Raw genomic sequence first — 25187 nt, 5'->3', positions numbered from 1 at the left:
ATTATCTGTTTAATGAACCAGTGTTACTCTAATTTTTATTTGTTGCCCAACGCCCTGCAGGTTTCAATTATTTGAAGGTGGCGCCAACATTGCGGCAGGCTTGTCCGGCCACTCGATTTGAGCTTGCCAGACCATCCTTTCCATAATTGAATCGGCAATTTCTTCTGCCGAAGCCGATTCAGGAAACTTATGCTCGAAATCTTTGTTGTGCGACCAGAGACCGTTGGCAGCGCGTCCTGTCACATACAAGGCAGCACCTTCATTGCCTCTGTGCAATGTATACATCACTGTCTCTTTCTCGAAATTTTGCCAATTAGTAAGATGTAGCTTTTCCAAAATGACCGAGCCGGGAGCTTTGCCGGAAGCCGGTGTTGGAATTTCGTGTTCTTGTTCTTTTTGTTGCTTCACAAGTTCCTTCTTAATTCCGGAAGCATCGGAAAGATCAAACACATGTACCGGCTCGGCATCTAAATAGAAGCCTGCATCAGCTTTGGCAATAGTTGGAATAATTACCTGTTTCTTTCTCAGGTAACAGCGAAGTAAATTCATTAGTTGTCTCTTGGTAGTGGTTTCATGGTTGGGAAAGCAATTACGTCACGAATCGAAGCTGAATCGGTCAAATACATAACAAGCCTGTCAATTCCGATACCAACACCCATTGTTGGCGGCATGCCATATTCCATAGCTAATATGAAGTCGAGATCAAGTGGCTGAGCTTCTTCATTCCCGGCAGCCTTCTTGCGTGCCTGGTCTTCTAGACGCGCTCTTTGATCTTGCGGATCGGTAAGCTCACTGTAGCCGTTGCCTAACTCGCGACCAAATACAAACAACTCAAAACGCTCAACCACCCCTGGTTTTTCACGGTGCATCTTGGTTAACGGTGAAATCTCCACCGGATAATCCATGATGAATGTCGGCTGCATCAAAGTGTGTTCAACCTTTTCTTCAAAGATTGCGTTGATAACAGCTCCGCGAGAATCCAAATCTTTGGTTTCTACGGCAAGCTTTTTGGCTACTTCTTTTGCCGCAGCAAAATCAGAGATTGTGTCCACATCAACGCCTGTCTCCTTGAGGATGGCATCACGCATGCTCAGGCGGATAAACGGACATTTGAAGTCAATTTCGCTTCCTTGATAGGTAAGCTTGCCCGAGCCGGTGACTTTTTCAGCAACATTCACGAGCATTTCTTCCGTGAAGTCCATCAATTGATGATAGTCACCATATGCTTGGTAAAGCTCAAGCATGGTGAATTCAGGATTGTGCTTTGTGCTTATTCCTTCATTGCGGAAGATACGGCCAATTTCGTAGACGCGCTCAAAGCCACCGATAATCAAACGCTTCAAGTGCAATTCTGTGGCAATGCGCAAGAACAATTCCAGATCAAGCGCATTGTGATGAGTGATAAAGGGACGTGCATCAGCTCCGCCTGCTTCAACTTGCAAGCATGGTGTTTCAATTTCCAAAAACCCACGCGAATCAAGAAACTCACGAATTGTACGTACAGCAACGCTGCGCTTGCGGATAGTGTCGCGCACACTCGGGTTCATGATCATATCTACATAACGGTGACGATAGCGTGCTTCCACATCCTTGAAGCCTTCCCAACTATCAGGCAACGGCTGCAACGACTTACACAGCACTTCGTAGCTGGTGACGCGAACGGATAATTCGCCTTGCTTTGTCCGGCGAATTGTTCCTATTGCACCAATGAAATCCCCTTTGTCCATCAAGCGCAATCGCTTCAAATCGGCTTCCGGCAGGCTTTCTTTGTGGCAGAAAATTTGCATCTTGCCTGTCTCGTCATATATATCGGCAAACATCCAGGTGTTGCGTTCGTTCAAAACCCGCCCGACAACCTTGACCTCGTCCTTGGTTTCTTCACCTGCTGGCAAGTCCTTGTAAAGGTTTTTCAGTTGCTCAGCTGTATGAGTGCGCTCAAATTTATATGGGTAAGGATTAATACCTTGCTCTTTGAGTTCCTGCAGTTTTCGCAGGCGCTCGGCTCTCAGCCGTGTTTCTTCGATATCTAATACCGTCATTTGATTTATTCCTTACCAACTCAAAAGCTAATGCTTGGCTTTTCCGCTTCTGAACATCGTTTCAGCGGAAGTTCTTATTATAAGCGTGATACAATCTATGACCTAGCAAAAGCTGGATTGCCCGCAAGTCTTAGGGTAATTTAAGCAAGCCGTTGGGCTGTTTTTGTCGATCGGATATTCGTAGGAGATACACACGTGAGTCAGCAAGCTGGTGGCGAGAGAATCGTAACAGTTGAACTTCGCGATGAGATGCGCAAGTCATTCATTGACTATGCAATGTCGGTCATCGTAAGCCGCGCCATTCCGGATGTCAGGGACGGATTGAAGCCAGTACACCGCCGAATTATTTACGGCATGTACGAATTGGGCTTGGCTCCTAACGAGCGCTACCGTAAGTCAGCAAAGACCGTCGGTGACGTTATGGGTAACTACCACCCACACGGCGACTCAGCAATCTATGAATCTTTGGTCCGCTTGGCTCAACCATCAGCATCACGCTATGTATTGGTTGACGGTCACGGCAACTTCGGTGACTTAGACAACCCACCAGCTGCTATGCGCTATACGGAAGCCAGACTTGCTCCGTTAGCTATGGAAATTTTGGCCGATATCGAAGCAGAAACAATTGATACACGTCCTAACTTCGATGACAGCCGCCGTGAGCCTGTCGTACTGCCATCTAAAGTTCCAGTCTTGCTCTTAAATGGTTCAGCCGGTATTGCAGTCGGTATGGCGACCAATATCCCACCGCATAACTTGAAAGAAGTTATCGACGGAACAATTGCAAAAATTGATAATCCGGAATTGGATTCCAAAGGCTTGATGCAATACATCAAGGGACCGGACTTCCCATCGGGCGGTTCCATCATGGGCTCCGAAGGTATTACCGAAGCCTACGAAACCGGCAAAGGTTCAATACCGATGCGCGGTGACGCAACCATCGAGACAATTCCCGGTGGCGGCGGAAGACAGACACGTCAGGCTATCGTCATCACCTCGTTGCCGTATCTTGTCGGACCGGAAGCATTCGCTAAGAAAGTTGCCGATCTGGTCAAAGACGAAAAACTCACAGGTATAAGCGACGTCAACGACGAAACAGATCGCACAGGATTGCGCGTCGTAATTGAATTGAGACGTGATGCTAATCCACAAGTCGTATTGAACAACTTGTACAAGCAAACACAATTGCAACAGTCCTTCCCAGTTAACACACTGGCTCTGGTACGCAATCGCCCAGCTACATTGAAGCTGGCTGACATGATTCAAGAGTTCATCGACCACAGAATCGAAGTCGTAACCAGACGTACGCGATACCTATTGAAGAAAGCCGAAGAGCGCGCTCACATCTTAGAAGGCTATCTCAAGGCACTAGAAAATCTCGATGCAGTAATTAAGCTCATCCGTGCAGCTCAGACAACTGAAGAAGCGCGCACTGGCTTGATGAAGAAGTTCGAATTAAGCGAACCTCAAGCAAACGCCATCCTGGAAATGCAACTGCGCAGATTGACAGGATTGGAACGCGGCAAGATCGAGAAGGAATACAAAGAACTTACCGCCAAGATCAAGCAATACAAAGCTATCCTCAAAGATCGCAATCTTGTTCTTGATCTCATCAAAAAAGAATTGACTGAGATTCGCGACAAGTACGGCGATGAGCGTCGCACCAAGATTGAACGCTCGGCTGATATGGATATATCCGCTAAGGATTTAACTCCTAACGAGCCGATGGTCATTTTCATCACCAAGCAAGGCTACATCAAGCGCTTACCGCTTGATACTTTCCGCCGTCAACGTCGAAATACACGTGGCGTATCCGGTGTGAAGACTCGCGAAGAAGACGATCTCGAACATTTCTTCAGTGCCAACATGCACGACCGATTGTTGGTCTTCACCAACCGCGGTCAAGTATTTGCGCTTGAAGTAATGGACATTCCGGAAGGCGGCAGAACCGCTCGCGGTCTGGCAATCGTCAATCTGTTGTCGATTGGACAAAACGACACTGTTACGGCTGTTATTCCTGTATCTGAGTATCGCCAAGATCAATACTTGACCATGCTCACACGTCAGGCATACATCAAGCGTATTCCGCTCACCGAATTTGCCAACGTACGTCGCTCAGGCATCATAGCCATAACATTGAGCGCCGGTGATGAACTCGGTTGGGTACGTCCATCCACAGGCAAGTGCGACATCATGATCGGTACTTCCGAAGGTATGTGTATTCGCTACGACGAATTAGGCGTATCCGAACTGGGACGTACAGCTCGCGGTGTCAAAGCGATCACCTTGCGTGAAGGCGACAAGATTGTCGGCTTCGATGTATTTGAGCCGAAAGATGATGTATTTGTACTTGTTGTAACCAACGATGGTTTCGGCAAGCGCGTGCCATTGACTGACGACAACTTCAGACGTCAAAACCGTGGTGGCATCGGTCTAATCGGTATCAAGTTCAAGAACGCACAGTCCAGACTGGCAAGCTTGCGCATCATCAACATGGATGACGAAGTGATTATCGCCACCGCCAACGGTGTAGTCGTCAGACAGAAGTGCAAAGAGATAAGCTCGCAAAGCCGCATGGCCACAGGCGTACGCATCCAACAATTGGGCGAAGACGATTCAGTCATCTCCGTCACACCGCTTGTTGAAGAAGATGCAACGGATGTTGAAGCCACCGAAGGCTAAGGATCGGGCGCATAAAATGCGCCGCGGCTTATTGCGCGTCGAATGTAATACCAAGCTGGCGACTCTTCGAAAGGCACCAGTTTAGATACATCTGTCGAGCTAAGTCGATGTTTTCCGGTCCACGCGATCTGCCGCGAAAGACTTTGCCCATTAAAACTTCGAGCTCAGCTTCATGCATGCGCAACTGCGCCGGCAGTTGATACTTGGTGTCATTGCCATTGTTGGCCAAAATTTCCAACCAGAGACGACCTTCCAGATCCGCTGGTTGTTTGTTTAGTTCTACAACTGGTGTCACTGAGAAGTCCCTTCGGTCTTTTTTCTGTAGGGGCGCATTGCACGCGCCCGAGACAACCTTAGATTTATCATAACTTTACAGAGCATAATGGCCAAGGGGTGAAGTGGGTGATTTCTCGTACTAATTGGTGATTTCCGCAACCGGTTGAATTTTTGCTCATTTAGTGTCCTGTGGCGTTTTGAAGGCATTGTCAGGGGGTAAAAGACAGATACGGACTAGCTCCTAGTCCTAACCCCTTCGCAAGGAGTAGTACATGACCGATAAAGAAAGGTTTGGTGGCGGGCTGAGCCTCGATTCGGAAGATTCGGACCTATACTCAAAAACGGACGCTGATAGCAACGACATGCTGCATATTCGGCGAGTAGTTGCAGGAAATCCAAATACTCCTGGTCACGTCTTAAGTCGCTTGTCGGAAGATACAAACCCGATGATTCGGCAGCGCATAGCCGAAAATCCTAATACCCCCATAGAAGTTTTGAGAAAGCTGGCCGGTGACATTCACTCAGATGTCCGCCTGGCTGTAGCGGAGAACCCCAACGCATCGACAGACATCCTGGTGAGACTTGCAGAGGATGAAGATTCGGATGTTCGTTATGGCGTGGCTGAAAGCCCACATATGCCCGAGCAAATTCTCTTGCTCTTGGCTCAGGACGACAATCCTTATGTCAGATGCCGGGCAATGAAAACTGTAAGAATGCTCAGCCCGGAAGTGCAGTCACGACTCAACATGGTAATGCAGCCTGGATTTGCTTTCTAGAATTCGGGCGCATGCAATGCGCCCCTACAATAAGATGAGACGGCACCTAAATGGATGCCGTCTCTTTGTTTAGCTGTCAGTTCCTTCGATTATCTCGACGGTTCTTCTTCACGAAGGACGTAGCCTTCGCCTCTTACCGTCTGGATAAGGCGCTTGGAGTTGGCATCTTCCAACTTAGAGCGCAAGTAACGGATATACACTTCGATGACGTTTGATTCGCCAATGAAGTCGTAGCCCCAGACTTTGTCGAAAATGAATTCGCGGGACAAAACTTGTTCTGGGTACTGCATGAACAGTCTCAACAGATCGAATTCTTTGGCTCTGAGATCCAATTGACGCTCGCCACGCTTAACAACACGGTTCAACTGGTCCATCCACAGGTCGGCATAAGTAAGGATGCCTTCTTGTGGCTTACGGCGCATAACGGCTCTAATTCTTGCCAGAAGCTCTTCTGTAGCAAAAGGCTTGGTCAAGTAATCGTCAGCACCGCTGTCCAAACCGACTACGCGGTCTTGAACGCCGTCCTTGGCTGTCAACATGATGACAGGCACTTTGGAGATAGCGCGGAGCTTCTTACAAACTTCGACGCCATCCAATCCAGGAAGCATGATGTCCAAAAGAACCAAATCCGGCTGCTCTTTCTTGAACAGCTCGATGCCCTGATTGCCTTCATGCGCAACATTGACCTGGTATCCCTCGTAACCAAGCTCCAGCTCAATTAGACGCGCAATATTGACATCGTCTTCAATAATCAAAATCTTCAAGGAGGCACCTCATCATTAAACGCCAGCATTTAATATTAAACCCCAATCAATTTGAACCGGTTTAATCTTTATCGTCGAGCATGTCGAAATTGTTACAAGCTAATACACAACAAACTGCGAAAAGCCCATATATCGCATATCCGAACGACTTACGTTGTTAAGACCTTACCATTTCATAATTGGGTTAATGTCCCACTAATCTACCAGGTGTTTAATCTAGTGAAAAGGGGGAGGTTATCAATTACTGCGAAATTGTTGCCTGGCTACTATCTACCCAGCTTGTCAATAAAGAAAAATAGAGAAAAACTGCCACTTGGATACAACCAAATTGCCTCCGAGCAAAGAAATCAGATGGAAAGACCTTGGCTTTGACTTCAAGGCAACCGCCCGTTTGGCGCAAGGGACAGCGGCTATAGTTGCCACCCTGCTTGCGTTTCTGGACACGATCGCCCTGATTCCATCAGCCACTGACCTTACTTCCTTACTTATAGACTTTGTCGGGCTCTGGATTTCAGCTCTTATCCTTTGGTATGTCAGTTTCCAAATCATCATCCACACCCTCGGCTTGGTTTTGGGCTCAATCAAAGTAAGTGACTCAGGTCTCAAGTTGGGTCATTTTGGACATTTGATCAGCTGGGACAAAATTGCGGCAATCGCTATTGAGCCACAGCCGCTTTTCTCCAAAGTCTGCCGGCTCAAGCCAAACGTGCTGCGCCTAACGGTATTTGAAAGACGCAAAAACAAGTTAGCCAGCTATGACCTGCCGTCCTTCTTTTATACGCAACCCAAGTTCAAAGAATTGGTCGAACTTATTTGCAGGCAAATCGCCAATACAAAACCAGATACACTCAATGCATTTGTATTCAGTGAAACCAACAAAGATCTCAAACGCGCTTACGCTGCCAAAGGACGTCAAAGAATCCTTATCATCTGCGTTATCGCAATAGGACTTGTCTTTGTTATGGGACGCAAGACTACAGTCAACTACTTATACAATTCCGGCAACCACTACTATCACGCAGGCAACTATCCGGAAGCAAAAGACTTCTACGAGAAGGCACTTCGAATTGATCCTATGTTCACCTTCGCCTGGGCAAGTCTTGCTGCAACGGAGTTTCACTTAAACGACTTTCCTTCTGCTGCGAAAAACTGGCGCAAAGCCTTATTCTTGAAGCCTGATTTCGTCGAACCGAAAGTCGGATTGGCGTACTTACTTATTCAAGAAGGGAAATTGCCCGAGGCAAAAGAATTGCTGAATCGCGCACTGCGACGCGATCCCCGCAATAGTGCCGCTCTACTGAATCTGGCAGACATCAATTTAAAAACGGGCAATTCAATAGAAGCCTTACGCATAGCGCGTTTCGTGCTGACCTTTGAACCCGACAATCCACTAGCCGCAGATGTTTTAGCCAAGGCCCGCAATGTCCGGTCTAACCTCAAACCCCGATGAATAGGACTTGTCAGCAATTTCGCTGAGCCAATCAACATCAACCGACTCAACTTTGCCGGCAGGCGGTCCTTGCCAACACCAGCTGATAAGCGCTTCCAATGACTTTACCGGACCCGAAGCTTCGATGACGACGCTACCATCGTCAGCATTCGCCACCCAGCCCCGAAGGGACAACTGGCGCGCCTTTTCCTTAGTCGTTTGCCGGTAAAAAACACCCTGCACGCGACCTTTTACTACTAGCCTGACAAAGGTAACTGTTTGCTCCATAGCTAGAATTCTATGCCAGTCGGGCATTCCAGCCATTGTTGGAAACATGAAATTTCTTGTAGAAAACACGCTCAGCAATTACGATAAAGAGGACTGGGGCATATTTAGAGTACATGCTACGCGATTTAACCAACCCGAAAAAAATAGACAAGCAAGTTGTACTTGCTGCGATATCTGCATTGCGCTCAAGAGCGTGGGATATCAACCCGTACACTGTAGCTGACGAGATGAAAACCGCTCGCACCAACATCTATCGCAACAGTGAAGCGATGGAGTTGATAAACGAAGCACGCCAGAAAGCAGGACTGCCAATGATTCACACTGATGAAGCAGTTCCTGACGCACCCCACGAGACATCGGAAGGCACTCAAAGTGTGGCTGCTCTGCAAGAGCGAGTTCACCAGTTGGAATTGGAAAACACCGAACTTTTAGAACAGCAAAAAGACAACTGGCAGCGCGGCTACAAAGCAGGTTGGGACGAAGCATCCATTTACTTAGTCGATGGTGCTCCTTTCCCAGAGGAAAGCCGCAGCGCATTCACAGAAGAAGCACCCAGTGAACCGCCTGCTGAAGAAAACACATTCAACGCTTACGACAGAAGCGAGCAGTACTCAGCGCCACAAAGCTTTGACTATTCGTATGATGAACCACAAGAAGCACCGCCTCCCGCTTGGTCGGAAGACCTACAATATCAGAGTGAAATACAGTCTCACGATCAACAATTAGATCAAACGGAAGGGCAAGACGAGCAGCACGACGAGATGGGAAATACCATTTCCACCGAAGAGTTGCGCAACATTTTGAAGCAGCATCGAGACAAAACAGAGGCTGATCCTGCTCAAGGCAAAGGTAAGGGTTTGGCCGCCTCAGGATTTGCGCGCACTTCAGAACAGGCGCCTAAGGGCTTTATATTACGAACTGTTCCACCGGATATTCGTAAATCTTGTTTGGTATTAGGCATAAGACCCGAAGAACTCAGCAGGCAGGTAATTATGGAGGCTTGGAAGCGCGAAATTACACGCCCCGGTACCCACCCGGATCAAGGCGGAGACTCCGAAATTGCCGTTTACTTAAATACAGCCAAGGATGTTTTGCTCAGATGGTGGGAAACTCAAGAGCCAAAGCTTGGCAAGCAGTTCGGAACCCAGTCTAAACCCCAGCCTGGCGCCGAATCCGACCCAGATGAAACTGAACCAAGCATGTGACACAATAGTGTTCACAAATGAAACAAACAGAACTTAGGTAGTTCCTCATGCTCAAACCAGTGGTCGCCATTGTCGGGCGCCCCAATGTCGGGAAATCCACATTTTTCAATCGTTGTGTCGGTGACAAAGCCGCTATCGTTGATGATAGCCCTGGTGTCACGCGCGACCGTTTGTATCGCGAATGCGATTGGTCAGGGCGTGACTTCATTCTTGTCGATACCGGTGGTCTGGTACCAGACAGCAAGGAGCACATTTCCTCAGCAGTATCTGAACAGGTCGCTGAAGCAGTAGCAGAAGCTGACGTCATTGTCTTCCTGGTTGACGGTAAATCCGGTGTTGCCGGACACGACAAAGACGTAGCAAATATGCTGCGCAAGTCAAAGAAACCAATTATTCTTGCCGTCAACAAAATTGACGAGCCGAAAGAAGAAATCAACTTAAGCGATTTCTACAGTCTGGGGCTAGGCGAACCAAATTCGCTTTCAGCTCTAAGAGGTTCTGGTGGTGTAGGCGACCTTCTCGATAAAATAATTGGATTCTTCCCACCCAAAGAAGACAAGCCGGTTGAATTCACCGAAGAAGACGAAAACGCAGAGCCTCAAGCCAAAAAAGACTTTTCACTGGCAATTGTCGGCAAGCCGAATGTCGGCAAGTCATCAATCGTCAATGTGTTGACAGGCACGCAACGCATGATCGTCAGCGCAGAGCCAGGTACGACTCGTGATGCAATCGATACCAAGTTCAAATTCAAGGGTCACGAAATCACCCTCATCGATACAGCCGGAATTAGGCGCAAATCGAAAGTCGATTACGGCATTGAGGCATTTTCTGTTGTACGCTCCTTAAGAGCAATAAGCAGAGCAGATGTGGTGGCACTGGTGCTTGATGTCAGCCAACCGATTTCTGATCAAGATCAAAAAATCGGCGGCAAGATTGAAGAGGCCGGCAAACCGGTAGTATTAGTACTCAACAAATGGGACTTAATTCCAGATAGATCTTCGGCGCAAATGAACGATCTTATTGAAGAGACGAAACGAGAACTGCGCCACTTAAATTATGCAGAGATTGTCTTCACCTCTGCACACACGAAGCAGCGCTTACCCAAGATTGTTGAAGCAGCCGACCGCGCCTTGCAAGAAAGCACCAGACGCATTTCAACCTCTTTAATCAACCAGGTTGTAAATGAAGCAGTAGCCATTACACCACCGCCGGCATCCAAGCGCGGCACACGCCTCAAGGTGTACTACAGCACGCAAGTATCAGTTCTCCCACCGACATTTGTATTGTTTGTCAACGACAACAAACTTTTGACTGACAACTACAAGACTTATCTCGAAAGACGTATCAGAGAAGCATTTGGTTTTTCCGGTACGCCAATTAGACTTATTACACGACCCAAAGAAAGAAAATGACGGAGGACACTCATGCTGACAGCACTCGGGCTGATTGCATTAGGTTATTTACTAGGTTCAATTCCGACCGGCTATTGGGTCGGTAAACTCCTAAAAGGCATAGACATAAGAGAAGTCGGCTCCGGCTCAACCGGCGCAACTAACGTTGCCAGAACAGTCGGCAAAGGCCCTGGTGTTTTTGTGCTGATTGCTGATGTATTCAAAGGTTATTTCCCAGTCTGGCTTGCTATCTATTTGCAGAAAGCAAGAGTGCTCGATGCGATACCATACGGAGACTGGATGATAATACCGCCGATAGTGGCAGCAATGACACTCATTGGTCACAGCAAGTCAATATTTTTGAACTTCAAAGGCGGCAAGAGCGCGGCAACTGCTCTCGGTAATGTGATCGCCATGCAACCTGTAGCTGCTGCAATTACATTCGCTATCTTCGCTTTAATTGGACTGACAACACGCATCATAAGCATTGCATCAATGACTGCCGCTGTCGTTGCCGTCATATCAGTTGCAACAGTTACTTATCCCTATAAAGCACCGATTAGTTTTGTCCTCTACATCGCCATGGGCGCATCATATGTAATATTCAGACACAAAGACAACATTGGTCGCATTATGCGAGGAGAAGAAAAGCGCTTGTTCAGCTCACTGATCCTCTTTTTCCTAACAACGTTATTGGTTTGCCAATCTGCAGTCTGGGCAAAGCCTGCTGCCACAAACGGCACGACAGGATTGTTACCCGACGAAGCGGTCAACATCAGAGTCTACAAAGCAACCAATCAGGCTGTGGTCAACATTTCCACTCAGTCGATACAAAGCGACTTCTTCTTGAATGCAATTCCCAGAGAAGGTTTTGGCTCCGGCGTAATTATCAGCCCCGAAGGATATATCCTCACCAACAATCACGTGATTGAAGGGGCGCAGCGCTTGCGCGTCACGCTATTTAACGGAGCCAATGTACCTGCTGAGATTGTCGGCACTGATCCGGCAAATGATTTGGCGATTGTCAAAATCGTACCGCCGGCAAATACAAAACTCACTGTTGTTCCATTCGGTGATTCTTCCAAGATGGAAGTCGGAAGAAAAGTTTTGGCAATCGGTAATCCGTTTGGTTTAGAACGCACACTGACTGTAGGAATTATCTCCTCGACAGGCAGAACAATGCAGACAGGCTCAGGAAGACTTATCAAAGGCATTATTCAGACAGATGCTGCGATAAATCCCGGTAATTCAGGCGGACCTCTACTTGATTCGTCAGGACAAATGGTCGGCATCACCACAGCAATTTTCTCGCGCTCTGGACAATCTGCCGGTCTTGGTTTTGCCATTCCGATAAACATCGCGAAGAATTTGGTGCCTGAGCTTATTGCTCATCACCGCATTATTCGCCCGGACACCGGCATCGAAGCCGTTCAACAACTCGATGTTGGCTTACGCGTGATGAGACTTGATCCAAATGGTCCTGCCGCCAAAGCCGGACTGCAAGGACCAAAAAATGTTGTTTATCAGCAAGGTGCATTCACCATCCAATCGGTGGACAGCACGCAAGCCGACGTCATAACAATGGTTGATAATCAACAAGTTCGCTCAGCAGATGACCTGTTGTCTTATGTTGATAAATTGAAACCAGGACAATTAGTTACATTGACTGTTCTCAGGCACGGCAAATTAATTAAAGTGCCGGTAAAATTGACTGTAGGAAATGCCGGGTAAATAGTGAAAGGTAAGTATGGCAAGTAAGCCCGAAAAAGGGAGTTTGAACTTGAGCAGGATTCTCGTAATCGATGATGACCAGGCTATTGCCGAATTGGTCAAAGTAAACCTTGAACTCTTGGGACACCAGGTAGCAACGGCGTCCGATGGTATCAAGGGACTGGCGCTTGCTCAGCAAAATCGTCCGGACTTAATCGTCCTGGATGTCATGATGCCAGATTTGGATGGCTTCACTGTTTGCCAACGCCTCCGTCAAAATCCAACAACCCAAACAATTCCTGTTTTGATGCTTACAGCTCTTGGCATGACTCATGACAAGGTCAGCGGCTTTGATTCAGGTGCTGATGACTATTTGGTCAAACCATTTGAGATTCCCGAGCTTCAAGTACGCGTCAGAGCGCTTCTGCGCCGTGCAGGTACCGTTCCACCGTCGGCTTCGCTACCGGAAATTCTCACTGCCGGTGAGATAACGCTAATTCCGGAAAACCTGCAGGCGAAGGTCAGAGAACGCATCGTCAAGCTGACACCAACCGAGTTTGAAATTCTCCACTGCTTGATGCAGCATCACGGTCAGACCGTATCCACAGGCAAGCTTCTGGAAGAAGTCTGGGGATACTCGCCAGATGACGATGTGGACACGATACGCGTGCATATTCGCCATTTGCGCACACGCCTTGAGACAGGCGACCGCAAGTACATCAAAACCGTCTATGGCGGCGGCTACCAGCTAATAGCCGAAGGCTTTTCCCGTTCAACCGCTGGCGACAACAACGACTAGCGTCATCCTGAACGAAGTGAAGGATCTGCCGTAAGTCAGCACGTTCGAGTTGCATCACTTGCGCCAGAGATAGCCACGGCAGATTCTTCGGCTATCGCCGCAGAATGACAAATTCAAGCTGTCAAGAGCGCATAGTTCTCGTAGGGGCGCATTGCATGCGCCCTTTTACTTTCTTCTATATAAAAGCTTTTAGATTAAGAGAACTAGTTTTGACTAGACATCCTTGAAATCTAGACATTATTATTGGTCAGACGCTTACTGGAAACCGGTAAGCGATTATTTCGGTGTTGCGCTGATTTGCGAGCGCTTGACAAGCCGACCTATAGGGAGACAAAGCTTTGTTATTCACAAGCCTTCAGTATCTGGTTTTTCTACCAACGGTTTTCCTCCTTTACTGGATTTGTCCACACAGATTGCGCGTGCCACTACTTTTGGTGGCAAGCTATATCTTTTATATGTCGTGGCGTCCAATCTACGGACTTCTCATTGCCGGTCTCACGCTCGGCAATTTCCTTTTGGTGCCTTTAATCACAAAAGCAAAAACCGAAAAGGGCAAAAAGTGGATGGTCGGACTTATCGTCGCCGCCAACTTAATCACCTTGGGCATTTTCAAATACGCAACCTTCACAATCACCTGCCTCAAAGACAGCTTGGATTTATTCGGTGTAGCTTGGAGAGAGCCACACTTGCACATCTTGTTGCCGTTAGGTATTTCCTTCTTCGTATTCGAATTTATTCACTACGCAGTCGAAGTCTATCGCGGCAAGCCATTAGTTAAGTCACTCATCGACTTCTCATTGTTCGCTTCATTCTTCCCAACACAAATTGCTGGTCCAATTAAGCGTTACATGGACTTCATTCCACAATTGTCCATTCCGGCAAAATTCAAATGGGAATACGTTGACCAGGGCATGAACCTCATTCTCATGGGCTTGTTCAAAAAGCTCATCCTTGGCGACAATTTGGCTTTAGCAGTTGAGGCAGGATTTGCTCATCCGGCAAATTTTGGTTCAGTTGATCTTTGGCTTATCGCATACGCATATGCCTTCCAAATTTTCTTCGACTTCTCCGGTTATACGGATATCGCTCGTGGTTCGGCGTTGCTCTTCGGCTACAAAGTACCGATCAACTTCAATCTGCCATACATCTCGGCAAACGTTTCAGATTTCTGGCATCGTTGGCACATTTCGCTGTCAACCTGGTTGCGCGATTACCTCTACATTCCAATGGGCGGCTCCAAGTGCAGCCAGTGGAAGAGCTACAGAAACCTATTCGTAACAATGGCGTTAGGCGGACTCTGGCACGGTGCAGCTATGCACTTCCTCATCTGGGGCGCATTCCACGGCATCTTACTTGTCTTGCACAAGGAATATCAAAAACTTTGCGAAGCATTAGGTGTTGCCAAAAAGTTGGTCAACTCGAAGGTGTATCACTGGGTATCAGTGGTCGTAACTTTCCACCTGGTTGTTATCGGCTGGGTATTCTTCAGAGCTGAAGATATGAACATCGCCGGCCAAATGCTCAGCAAAATGATGATGGCTCCAGTGGATCTTCTCCACTTCACAGCCAGCCAGTTGAACATTCTGCAGATAAGAGATCCAATCATCTTCCCGGCACTACTTATCATTCTGCCAATCTTGATGATCTCTCAAGTCGTTATCGACTGGATGAACGACAAGCGCTTCTACCAATCCCCACCGTGGGCTCTCCAAGTCTGCGTAATGGTGGCATTGATGTGCGTACTGACCGTATTCAGCCCAGACACATCACCAAAGTTCATCTACTTCCAGTTCTAACGGTAGATTCACATGAAAGAGACCGAAGCTACAAAGAATGCGGCGGCTCAAAGATTGTGTGAATCAACTCCGTCAGAGTTGGCGAGTTGCGCACAGTCTTCAGGTTGTCCCATAACACGCCTCCTAAAGGGCAGCACTGCGGTGGTTGCCCTAATGATCTTTCTTGCACTGAACTATTACATCGCCGGAAAGAGCAAGGAAAACGCCAACAATTACAAGCTGGACAAGTCTTGGGTTGGCTGGGCAGTGAATGATTTCATCAATGCACCCGATCGCAAGAACGTTGTCTTTCTTGGCTCATCCTTAATGCTCGTGCCGCTTTCAGGCAACGACGCTAACTACCTGAACAAGAAATTGGACGGATCAAAGCATCACCATTCACAATATTTCGAAGATCAACTGAAGCGCCGCACAGGCTATTCAGCGAGTGCTTATACGTTTGCCTTGCCTGGTGAAATGCCATCTGACGCTTACATGGTGACCAACTTCTTGTTGAAAGATGACAAGCAGCCCGATGTAATTGTCTATGGAGTCGGTCCACGTGATTTCATGGACAACTTGTTGCCCAGTCCATCAGCAACAGATCCGTTTCGTTTATTGAGTCAACTTGGTTCAATTGACGACCATGCATCGCTGTTCTTGCCTGACTGGCAAGCTCGTTTAGACTACGAACTTGGCAAAGTCTTCTATTTCTACAAAGACCGCGAGAAGATAACTGACAAACTGGCAAAGCTTGCCAATACCGTCATCAATGATGTATTGCCTGCACCAAAAGGGGCTAAGCCATTTTCGATATTTGACCGCCGCCAATTGCTTCCGGCCTATCGTCCTGCAGAGCTTGAAGTTGGCGAAGCCTTCTTCCGCCCTGAAACAGCTGAAGACAAAAAGCGCGGCATCTTCGACAACCTCGCTGAATATCGCAAGCGCTACAAAGAATTGAAGTGGGACACTTTCCTTACCCAAATGCAATTCTTTGCCAGCTTCTTGGACGTTGCTAAACAGCGAGGTATTCACGTTGTCGTCATGGCGATGCCAATCACAGATGTAAATCGCTCGTTGCTTTCAGACAGAGCCTGGGGCGCATATATGAACAGCGTCAAAGCCCTGGCAAAAGCCAAAGGCGCAAGTTATGTCGACTTGCACAACAGCGGCGCATTTCAAGTCACAGACTTTATGGACACTGTTCACTTGAGTCCGGATGGCGGAAAGAAAATGCTCGACTGTTTGGTTGAAACTATTAGATTGGACAGCACCACTTTGTCTTACTTGAACAAAGGCAATGTAGAAATCGATACTAAATCCCTAGCACAACGCAAAGGCAACTCGCTCTAAATGGAACCCGGTTCACAACAACCAGCTGAAAAACAGGCATTTCGTCCATTTAGAAGTTCCTTCTTCTTTGCTATGGGTCTTTTCCTAGCTCTAAACTGGGCTTTGTCTTTCTATACACCTTTTAATTTTGATCCATACAAGTTTGGTTATCGCGGCTGGGCTTGGTGGACGATGAATGACTTGCGCAAGCAACAGCAAACAAATAACGTTGCTTTACTTGGCTCATCTTTGATGGTGAGCGCCATAGCAGGCTGTGATTCCAACTACCTCGGCAAAGGCTTAGATCTCGCCAACTATCACAAGGCAAGCTACCTAGAACATTTACTTCGCACACGCTTCGGCGGCACATTCAACACCTTTAGCTTGGCGGCTCCCGGACAAATGCCTTCGGATGCGCTGCTTACACTCAAAGCGATGGTCAACACCGCTCAGCGCCCCGACATCGTCATCTATGGCGTAGCTCCGCGTGACTTTATCGACAGCACTTTGTCATCACCTGCCGATACTGAACCATTTCGTTATTTGCGCCGTCTGGTCAACGCCGACGACTTAACCGATGTCGCCTTCCGCAAATCTGACGACAAACTTGAATGGTGGTTGCAACGCGCCGTCTATTTATACGGTTCATCCCTCGACTTCAGACTTGCTTTCGTTGACGGAGCGAACAAATTCCTCGCTGCCGCGCTTCCTGCACCATGGACGAAAACGCCTTTTACTTGGTGGGACAGAGTCAAACTTCTACCACGCTACATGCCTGGCGAGATTCATCCGGAAGCCGTCATGGCTGGGCCAATCACAAAACAAACAGCGGAATTCAAGGACAACACAGTCGAATACATGTCCCGCTACCGCAATCCGGACCCACACACTTATAAATTGCAATTCCATTTCTTGAGAGAGCTTGCTGATTTCTGTCACAAAGAGCGCATGGAACTTATCATCGTAAATATGCCAATTACTCTCTACAACGTCGGCATGCTACCACAAGGTGCTTATGTTCGTTACCTAAGTGACCTACAACAGTTTTCAATCAACAACAATACAAGCTTGTACAACATGGCGAGCTTCCCTCAATACGATCAACGCGGCGACTTCCACGACTCCGTACACCTAAATGCCTTTGGCGCCAAGAAATTCTTCGACACCCTAGTTGCCACACTGCAAGTGAACGAGCGTAGCTCAAGCCTTCTGGTCATGTCCGGACAGAATTTGGAAAAACACCAAGCGCTTGCCGAACAAAAAAAAGAAAAAGATCAGAAGAAATCTGAACCCACAATGTAGAGGATAATGCCAGACAACAACAACACCTCTAAACTATCCAGCCGGTTCATTTATGCCCTGGCTGGTTTTGCTTTGGTTAATCTTGTTGTTTGGAAAACATCCGCATTCGGATTATTCACGCCACAGAAAGACTTGCAACAACTCGTCCAACAAAACGACGAATCAGACACGACAAGTATGTCTAAAACTTGGCCGTGGTGGATTGCCAAAGCCTATCTCGATGAGAAGCGAACTCCCGATGTTGTCGTCCTTGGCGACTCACAAATGGCAACGGCTATCTTCACAGCTGATGCTAAAGCATCAGGCAAGAAGGTTGATGTTATTGCTCATCGCCATGTAGAAGGACTTGAGCAAAGACTTTCCAACAAGCTGGCACGACCTGTATCTGTGTTTAACGCAGCTATGGCCGGCTCAATGGCTTCTGATCACAACCTTATCGCCCGCAGTCTGTTCTTAGACAATGCAGACACAGAGAAACCAAAGCTTGTAGTCATAGGCATCTCGCCACGCATCTTCATCGACAATACGCTTCCTTCTGCCGGCACAACTGAACCATTTCGCTTCTTCTCCCAATGTGCGGATCCAGGCAATCTTGCCCAACTCGCATTTGGCGATTACTTCGGTCAAATGAATTGGTACATCAATAAGTACCTACCGCTAGGTCGTTTGAAAACCGAAATGCAAACAACTTATTCGCCAGCCAAGTTTCTTCCCAAGACAACAGCTGTCGCTAAAAAATCAACTCAAGAAGCAGACTTCATGAAGGGCATGTTCGCCTCTTCTACCAAGGTAGAGAAAGACTCTTGGTTTGTCCCAGCCTTTATGCCTTACTTATTCAAAGACAACACTGCTGAATACGTAAATCGCTACACAAATCCAAACCCACCATTGTATGCAAGCGAACTTGCATTCTTTAGTGACTTGCTGGAACGTCTCAATGCATCAAAAGTGCCAACACTTATCGTCATGATGCCCAGCCTTGGACCAAATAGAGCACTGTTACCCGATACCTTCTGGAAGGTCTTCCGCACCAACATTTCAACTTTGTGCAATAAGAACAATGCAACCCTTGCAGACATGTCGACCAGTCCTGACTTTGTTCTAGAAGACTATCTAGACACTGTGCACTTGAACGCAAACGGCGGATTGAAGTTGCTGACCAATATCGCAAACTCAATTTCAGACGATCGCAATCTAACTGCCGGACTGACCAATCAGCCAGTTGCCATCAAGCAAGTTCACTAGTTGTCTGAATCGTAGTAGTTTCTCGGACGAGTGACACGCTCAGCGCTCATTTGTCGTAAATCATCACGCCCAGCACCTGGACGAAAACCAAATTCAAGAACATCACTAACCTGGCGATGCGATCCCGTCGGAAAATCTACAGTATCTGTACCATCCAAATCCGTTATCGCTGTCTCGGATATTTTGTCGAATATCTTATTACCGGAACTCTGCATCTTTTTGATTTGCGCGACATGCCCGTTGCGATCGAATTTAACCGCAAATCTATTCTGCTGATCAATCCCTTCCAGCATGTCAGCTTGTGTCACAGCCTCATCATTTATCGTCAATTTGCTTGGATGGGTCAAAAACTCATTGAGATTCTTCTTGCTCTGTAGTTGAACGTCTTTCGCCCACTTATTCCAACCAATCATAACGTCTTCATTACCGGCATCAGGATCAACTACTGAAGCATGTCCTTGAAGTAATTTTGGTTTTTCTTGCGCCTTCGGATAAATGGATTCGTCCATTTTAGGCACCATAACCTGCCCACCGACCGGCTTCGCCGAATCATACTTCGCCCCACTCATCTGACGATAACCAGCACTTCCAACATCATTTGACGCTATGTAATCAGTAAATCTCGACGCATCAACTGTTGCACCAGCTTGCTTATCATTTGACTCAATAGTATCCAGTCCTGACATTTAGTCCTCCCCTGTTTCTGTCCGTTTAGACGGCAACAGAAATATGAACCCTCGTGACTTTATCTATACGGACAGGCTCAATATTGGACAGGACAAACAAACTATTTCGTAATCGCCATCTGGGCCCGGATTTCTTCGGCTATCTTGCGCTGTTTAGCCGCATAAATTGGCTGGTGAGACTTCTCCATATAGTCCGCATAGGCTTCCACATGGGCTAGCTTAATCTTCCAATTAGGTGGCGGCTCGTGCTGAGCTTGATTCAGCATATTCTCCACCTGACGCTTCATCTCTGCCGAATCCACATGCCAGCGACGCCCATGCCCCGGCAGAATCCATTCAAAATCGTATTTACGTAGCTTTTCCAACGACTCTGTCTGCACATCAAACGAATACCAAGTCCACAATGGACCCCAGCATTCCAGCCCATCCTTACGATAGTAATTCGACGTCAGCGAATCACCGGAAAACAAATACTTGTTCTTGTACAGCATCATGCAATGCCCTTCCGTATGTCCCGGCATTGGAATTACCAGAAAATCGTTATCAATTTGCACCGGCTCAATGCCCTCAATAACAATCTCAGCATCTGGCTGCGCTTCCAAATCCTCTCTATGAATAATTCGCTTAGCCCCATACTTCTCTGCATACTTATTCGCATCCGCCACATCATCCCTATGCGTCAGAAATATGTACTTCAACCCACCATGCTCATCAATCCAATTAGTCACATGCGGATGAAACTTCGGCGAATCCGTCATCCAATTGCCGCCATCATGCAACATCAAATAACTCTGTCCGCCGGCAGCCTTTGGCGAATTGAACCCCGAATAATAAATCCCACCGTCTATATGAATCGGCAAGTCGGCCATCGCCGCCTTAATATCATGCTTCTCGGCAGTCCCAATTGAGCCAGTCGGACAACAAACAAGCGCATGCAACGCCGCCCGCACTTCCTCATCATTTTCCGGCTGTTTCTTAACACCCGCATAATCCCCAAACTCCCCGAACACCGTAGGCGCCAAAGCCCTGCAGTTGTCGCAATTAATACAAGTCGTATCGACGAAAAAATCGCCTGGCACATTCCCGGGGACCATCTTTTTCTTATCAGCCATACTTCACCATCAACAGATACATCAATTTTTATTCCCAATGGAAAATCGATTTTCCAACAATGTTTCATATGCAACAAAAGTAGAATGGCCGCCGCGTTAAATAGTCTTGCATTAAGCGAACTCACCGTCTATCTTCTTGGCTTGATGGTAGATTTTCTGCATCTTCACAACAGATTAATTTACAATCCAAAAGTCTGAAACTTTTCCACAAATCTTGCACCTTAATCGACTACATTACCCTTGGGAACGAGGAGTTAGCGGTTATGCGAACACAAACAGAACCTGTAAAAATACTGCTTGTCGAGGTTGACGTGGTCATTCGGCTGGGAACGGCAATGCTTCAGGCGCTTGAGACATCGGTCAGGTCGGTGCAGTTTGGGTCAGTGTGGCTGGATCCGCTGATTGCACGGCGAGTGCTGTTTGCCGCTAATGCGCATACGAAGACGAGTCCAGTGTTAACGCATGAGGAAGAGGAAGTTTTGGAGGTAGTTGCGTCGAGCAATTGTCGGGATGGGCTGTGTATGGTGGATCCCAACTTTTTGTCCAGCCTACAGAGACTAGCGCCGAGAGCGAGCTAGACGGGCGCATGCAATGCGCCCCTACGAAGTACCGGAACTAACGCGTCTGTGTGGTTGCGGCGATGGTTTTGCCGGACTTGATGGCAATGGCGGCTTGTGATTTGGAGACGACGTCGGCTAGAGTCTCGAGGAATTTCTGGCTTACTTCCGGTTTTAAGTGCACGGAGTCAACGAAGTTGTCGGCTGCGTCCCACTCTGTTGTGTTGAGGTCGACGAATTCGGCGTTGGCTTGGGCGCAGACGTTTTTCATGCGGGACATGTACTCGGTGTAGAAGCCTTTGGCCATCAGCTTTTTGTTGAAGGCGCTCAGCGGCATGTTGACGACGACTACGGATACGCCTTTCTCATCGCACAATTGAAATAGCTTGTTTAGATAACCGAATTCAGCGTCTACGAATTTTGGTGCGATTGGGTTATAGCGACGGATGTATTCATAAGTGACTTGCTTCTCGGGCGTGTGCTCCACGGCATAGCCAGGTACAGCCGGTGGAGTTCCCAGTGCTTCTTCAGGAAACCAGCCATCACGGCGCACGCGCACTTGCAAATCGGGGCCCATCTTTTCAAAGAGTGGCACTGGCGAAAGTGCGTCGATAATTTTCTTTGCTCTCAATGCAACATATGAGCGAATGTCTGCGCGATAACGAGCCAATGCGCTAATACGCTCAACAAATAGTCCGCCTTGTTCTTCAAAAGACAAGGTGGTTTTTTGACTCAGGTCTTTAACATCATCGATGTCAGACAAAATTCTGAATGTCTCACTGGATTGAATGCCAGGCATCAAGTTGTCTTGAAAGTCTCTTGGCGCAACGCCATACACAACAGCGATAGGCGTTGTCTTTTTCAGTAAGCGTTTCGTGATGAGATAAGCATCCGATGCCATCTCTCCACCTACTGCCATGCAATAGACATCGGGTGTGCTTCCCAATTTCTCTGCAATCGCATTTTCTAGAACATGCGAGCGTCTATGCAAAAAGCGCGGTATCGCAGTCTTGTGATAGTTAGATTCCGCTTGCATGATTGGCGCAGTTACAAGCGACGAACCCAATACAACTACAGGAGGTGACTTCACTTCCTTCTCGTATGTATTTGTCGCGCAATAAACTTCAGTGCGATCCAAACTTGCAGTCGGTGATTTTGCTAACGGATGCGCAAGTCCTATCCAGAGATCGAAAGCAACAACAAGCACCACGGACAATACCGTTGTGCTGAACAGAATTCTGGATATGGTTGATTGCTGCACGCGGCTCTCAAACTGGCTCTGTGACCTGCCAATTATAACCGGCAGCCAAGGGTTATTGAGAGACCATTAGGGGCACTTAAGGAGACGCACAAAGAGGAAATTAACGTCATCTGAGGAGAAAAGCTCATGGAGAGTGCGATTGCCGCCTGGGGGCCAAATTGGCTCCTCCCCAAAGAACTGGTCTATTAAAGTGTTCATAGTTTGCTTATAAAGGCGTTCAGCCTCTGGACGTTTATCCATCTGGCAGTAAATAGCCATCATGTACAGGTATGGCATAAGCTCATCGGCTCTTGCATCGATTGCTGATATCACCTGAGCGCGTGCTTCTGCCAATTTTCCATCCTCAACCAAGAGACGGGCCAGCAACAAATTTGTTTTATAACTAGCAGGTTGAGCTTTCTGCGCTCTGTAAGCCGCATCAATTGCGCCCTGTTTATCACCAAGGGCATAAAGTGTTTCAGCACGTACACGCAATGCACCACCTGCAACCGAACCATCTTTCAATAATTTTGGCGCAGTATACGAAAACGCCGGCGGGTTGTCCTGAATTTTCTCAGCAGCGGCAAGATATTCTTTTGCTTTTTCCATCTCGTGATTTTTTGCTGCTGTTTGCGCCTGATGATATTGCTTCATCATCTCCAAATACGAGAATGTTGAAAATGCAATATCACAGAGTAAAAGCACTATGAATCCAGCATAGAGATAACGCAATATCACTTCGCCTTTTAGTGGTTTTGCACTTACTACTTTTTCAATTTTCTTATTGGTAATGAGATTTGGCTTGTGTTCTTTTATGGCTGTAACAAGCGCAATTTGCTCACTTACATTTGCTGCACCCAAGGGGAATTTCAATATTACTTCCGGTTCTTTTACTGCTGTTCCAGATAGAGCGAATGAACGAATTTGCAAATTGCCGAAAAAAGTGGCAGTCAATCCATCAATTGCTTCCCAAATTACCCGCCTTGATCCAACCACAATTCCACTGTCGTCCAGGCTCAACCAACGACGATAAGTAATCGGTGCCTGACCTTTAAAAAGCCACGCAAAAAATGCAATTCCACGCGGGCTTTCCTGCCAGCAGAGAAATAGGTGAGCCATTCCGCACGCAACAGCCAAAACAGGCAGTGCCAGTAAGACTAGATTAATCCTAAACCAAAAGTCATTTGCCCAAAGGGTGAGAAACACTCCTTCGAAAACGACGAAAGTGGCGCCCAGGAGCGTATACAAGCGATGGCTCAGCGAGGTTGACAAGCCCTTCATTAACCTAATGTACCCCTTTGAAAATTGACTTTGAAGCCAAGTCCTCTTAACATGCTAGGGTTTGGGAATTTATTAGACTCTTACTTAGGAATTTGCAGAATCGATATGGTTAATAGCACGACTACTTATCAATCCAGCCAGACCGCTAGCACCACTAGCTCTGTTCCCCAAAATCCTAAGGTCATAGTCACTATGCCGGCATACAATGCTGCCAAAACGTTACTGAAGACCTTTGAAGACATGCCGAAGGGCACATTCTCAGAAGTGATTCTCGTAGACGACTGCAGCAAAGACGACACAGTTGCAGTTGCCGGCACATTGCCGATCAAGGTTGTTAAACACCCACATAACCTTGGTTATGGTGGCAACCAAAAGACTTGCTATTTCGAAGCACTGCGTGATGGTGCCGATATCGTCATCATGTTGCACCCGGATTACCAATACGATCCACGCAAAATTCCGGAAATGATTGCACCAATTGTTGAAGGACGTGCAGATATCGTATTAGGCTCACGCTTCCTCGGTGGTGGTGCACTTAAAGGCGGAATGCCGATGTACAAATACATCGCCAATCGCTTTTTGACAACTACACAAAACACAATTCTCGGCACAAACTTATCTGAGTTCCACACGGGCTACAGAGCATACAGCCGTCGTTTCCTCGAGACAGTTCCATTCCTGCGCAATTCACTCGCATTTGTTTTCGATGCGGAAATACTTTGCCAGGCTGTCTACTTCGGATTCAACATCGAAGAAATTCCAGTCGAAACACGTTATTTCGCTGAAGCTTCATCAATCAATTTTATGAATAGCGTCAAGTATGGCTTAGGCGTATTGCGCAGCCTAATGAGCTTCTGGGCAGCAAAGAATGGACTCAAAGCAAGTCCACTTTTCCGTCCTTAAATTTCCGCCTATACCAAAGCAGGTTTTTCTTCTGCATCTGTTGAATGCGAAGCAAGCCAAATTTCTTTCCACAACCAATAGTGGAATGGGCTTAGACTGCAGGTTTTAGGGGCAATTTTCTCCAACAGTGACATCCAGGTGGTCACTTCAGGAAAGCGTTTTGCTAGCGTGTAGCAATCCGCCATCCACAATACATGATCATTTTTCTCCTGGGTAACCATCGGTTTTGCACCATCTTTTTGAGACCTGCAAGCTTTCCCACTAATAGACTCCCACCATGCCTTGCACTTAAGTAATACCCATTTCAAGAGGTTATGAAACACACTTATGTTCCGGTGCCATGAATGGCACCTTCACTTGCCTCCGGCGCCCCGCGCTCCACTCGCATTGGATTC

Annotated in this window: 22 protein-coding genes; 12 read left to right on the top strand and 10 right to left on the bottom strand. The window is 47.4% G+C overall.

Annotated features, from left to right (window positions below; translation table 11 throughout):
* Window positions 1-63: 63 nt before the first annotated feature.
* Together K2Y22_09430 and lysS are read right to left on the bottom strand one after the other, a co-directional pair.
* Window positions 64-549 (bottom strand): hypothetical protein, encoded by a 486-nt coding sequence (locus K2Y22_09430; protein MBX9878667.1) that lies wholly within the window; start codon window positions 547-549, stop codon window positions 64-66.
* Entirely contained in the window at window positions 549-2039 is a 1491-nt protein-coding gene (gene lysS / locus K2Y22_09425; GenBank protein MBX9878666.1) for a lysine--tRNA ligase, read from the bottom strand. Before lysS ends, K2Y22_09430 begins: the two co-directional genes overlap by 1 nt.
* Window positions 2040-2288: 249 nt before the next feature.
* Between lysS and gyrA the strand changes: the two genes are divergently transcribed.
* Window positions 2289-4721, top strand: coding sequence for a DNA gyrase subunit A (gyrA, locus tag K2Y22_09420; protein ID MBX9878665.1), 2433 nt, complete (start codon window positions 2289-2291; stop codon window positions 4719-4721).
* A gap of 28 nt (window positions 4722-4749) precedes the next feature.
* On the opposite strand, the gene K2Y22_09415 is transcribed toward gyrA, so the two are convergent.
* Entirely contained in the window at window positions 4750-5016 is a 267-nt protein-coding gene (locus K2Y22_09415) for a hypothetical protein (GenBank protein ID MBX9878664.1), read from the bottom strand.
* A 253-nt stretch (window positions 5017-5269) separates the two neighbouring features.
* Between K2Y22_09415 and K2Y22_09410 the strand changes: the two genes are divergently transcribed.
* Window positions 5270-5773 (top strand): HEAT repeat domain-containing protein, encoded by a 504-nt coding sequence (locus tag K2Y22_09410; GenBank protein ID MBX9878663.1) that lies wholly within the window; start codon window positions 5270-5272, stop codon window positions 5771-5773.
* Between the two features lie 89 nt (window positions 5774-5862).
* Here K2Y22_09410 and K2Y22_09405 read toward each other — a convergent pair whose 3' ends face one another.
* The gene (locus tag K2Y22_09405) at window positions 5863-6537 is read right to left on the bottom strand and encodes a response regulator transcription factor (GenBank protein MBX9878662.1); all 675 of its coding nucleotides are present in this window, start codon (window positions 6535-6537) and stop codon (window positions 5863-5865) included.
* A 313-nt stretch (window positions 6538-6850) separates the two neighbouring features.
* Here K2Y22_09405 and K2Y22_09400 point away from each other — a divergent pair, with 313 nt between their 5' ends.
* Entirely contained in the window at window positions 6851-7987 is a 1137-nt protein-coding gene (locus K2Y22_09400) for a tetratricopeptide repeat protein (GenBank protein ID MBX9878661.1), read from the top strand.
* Here K2Y22_09400 and K2Y22_09395 read toward each other — a convergent pair.
* Window positions 7943-8302 carry an acylphosphatase gene (locus K2Y22_09395; GenBank protein MBX9878660.1) on the bottom strand — a complete coding sequence of 120 codons (360 nt, stop codon included), beginning with the start codon at window positions 8300-8302 and terminating at the stop codon, window positions 7943-7945. The two genes, K2Y22_09400 and K2Y22_09395, sit on opposite strands and share 45 nt — an antisense overlap.
* 65 nt (window positions 8303-8367) lie before the next feature.
* Here K2Y22_09395 and K2Y22_09390 point away from each other — a divergent pair, with 65 nt between their 5' ends.
* The 8 genes from K2Y22_09390 to K2Y22_09355 all read left to right on the top strand — a co-directional run bounded on the left by K2Y22_09390 (window position 8368) and on the right by K2Y22_09355 (window position 19013).
* Window positions 8368-9459 carry a hypothetical protein gene (locus tag K2Y22_09390; GenBank protein ID MBX9878659.1) on the top strand — a complete coding sequence of 364 codons (1092 nt, stop codon included), beginning with the start codon at window positions 8368-8370 and terminating at the stop codon, window positions 9457-9459.
* Window positions 9460-9506: 47 nt separating this feature from the next.
* Window positions 9507-10871 (top strand): ribosome biogenesis GTPase Der, encoded by a 1365-nt coding sequence (gene der, locus K2Y22_09385; GenBank protein ID MBX9878658.1) that lies wholly within the window; start codon window positions 9507-9509, stop codon window positions 10869-10871.
* A gap of 12 nt (window positions 10872-10883) precedes the next feature.
* Complete coding sequence (gene plsY, locus K2Y22_09380) at window positions 10884-12581, top strand: glycerol-3-phosphate 1-O-acyltransferase PlsY (GenBank protein ID MBX9878657.1); 1698 nt, start codon at window positions 10884-10886, stop codon at window positions 12579-12581.
* Window positions 12582-12630: 49 nt separating this feature from the next.
* Window positions 12631-13359, top strand: coding sequence for a response regulator transcription factor (locus K2Y22_09375; GenBank protein ID MBX9878656.1), 729 nt, complete (start codon window positions 12631-12633; stop codon window positions 13357-13359).
* A gap of 455 nt (window positions 13360-13814) precedes the next feature.
* Window positions 13815-15155 (top strand): hypothetical protein, encoded by a 1341-nt coding sequence (locus tag K2Y22_09370; GenBank protein ID MBX9878655.1) that lies wholly within the window; start codon window positions 13815-13817, stop codon window positions 15153-15155.
* Window positions 15156-15167: 12 nt separating this feature from the next.
* Window positions 15168-16487 (top strand): DUF1574 domain-containing protein, encoded by a 1320-nt coding sequence (locus tag K2Y22_09365; protein MBX9878654.1) that lies wholly within the window; start codon window positions 15168-15170, stop codon window positions 16485-16487.
* The gene (locus tag K2Y22_09360) at window positions 16488-17768 is read left to right on the top strand and encodes a hypothetical protein (GenBank protein MBX9878653.1); all 1281 of its coding nucleotides are present in this window, start codon (window positions 16488-16490) and stop codon (window positions 17766-17768) included.
* Window positions 17769-17774: 6 nt separating this feature from the next.
* On the top strand, window positions 17775-19013 hold the full coding sequence (locus tag K2Y22_09355) for a hypothetical protein (GenBank protein MBX9878652.1): 1239 nt from the start codon (window positions 17775-17777) through the stop codon (window positions 19011-19013).
* Here the strand turns inward: K2Y22_09355 and K2Y22_09350 are convergent.
* From K2Y22_09350 to K2Y22_09335, 4 genes are all read right to left on the bottom strand, one after another.
* A complete protein-coding gene (locus tag K2Y22_09350; protein MBX9878651.1) occupies window positions 19010-19699 on the bottom strand; it encodes a hypothetical protein in 690 nt (229 codons plus the stop codon). The two genes, K2Y22_09355 and K2Y22_09350, sit on opposite strands and share 4 nt — an antisense overlap.
* Window positions 19700-19800: 101 nt before the next feature.
* Entirely contained in the window at window positions 19801-20811 is a 1011-nt protein-coding gene (locus tag K2Y22_09345) for an MBL fold metallo-hydrolase (GenBank protein MBX9878650.1), read from the bottom strand.
* A gap of 615 nt (window positions 20812-21426) precedes the next feature.
* The gene (locus K2Y22_09340) at window positions 21427-22629 is read right to left on the bottom strand and encodes a DUF1574 domain-containing protein (GenBank protein ID MBX9878649.1); all 1203 of its coding nucleotides are present in this window, start codon (window positions 22627-22629) and stop codon (window positions 21427-21429) included.
* Window positions 22630-22695: 66 nt separating this feature from the next.
* A complete protein-coding gene (locus K2Y22_09335; GenBank protein ID MBX9878648.1) occupies window positions 22696-23889 on the bottom strand; it encodes a hypothetical protein in 1194 nt (397 codons plus the stop codon).
* Window positions 23890-24081: 192 nt separating this feature from the next.
* Between K2Y22_09335 and K2Y22_09330 the strand changes: the two genes are divergently transcribed.
* Entirely contained in the window at window positions 24082-24792 is a 711-nt protein-coding gene (locus tag K2Y22_09330; GenBank protein ID MBX9878647.1) for a glycosyltransferase family 2 protein, read from the top strand.
* 8 nt (window positions 24793-24800) lie between these two features.
* Here K2Y22_09330 and K2Y22_09325 read toward each other — a convergent pair whose 3' ends face one another.
* The gene (locus K2Y22_09325; protein MBX9878646.1) at window positions 24801-25115 is read right to left on the bottom strand and encodes a hypothetical protein; all 315 of its coding nucleotides are present in this window, start codon (window positions 25113-25115) and stop codon (window positions 24801-24803) included.
* Window positions 25116-25187 lie beyond the last annotated feature (72 nt).

Source organism: Candidatus Obscuribacterales bacterium, assembly GCA_019744775.1.
GTDB lineage: Bacteria > Cyanobacteriota > Vampirovibrionia > Obscuribacterales > Obscuribacteraceae > SBAT01.
Note: the sequence above shows the minus strand (reverse complement) of the source record. Positions and strands in the feature narration are given on the sequence as shown.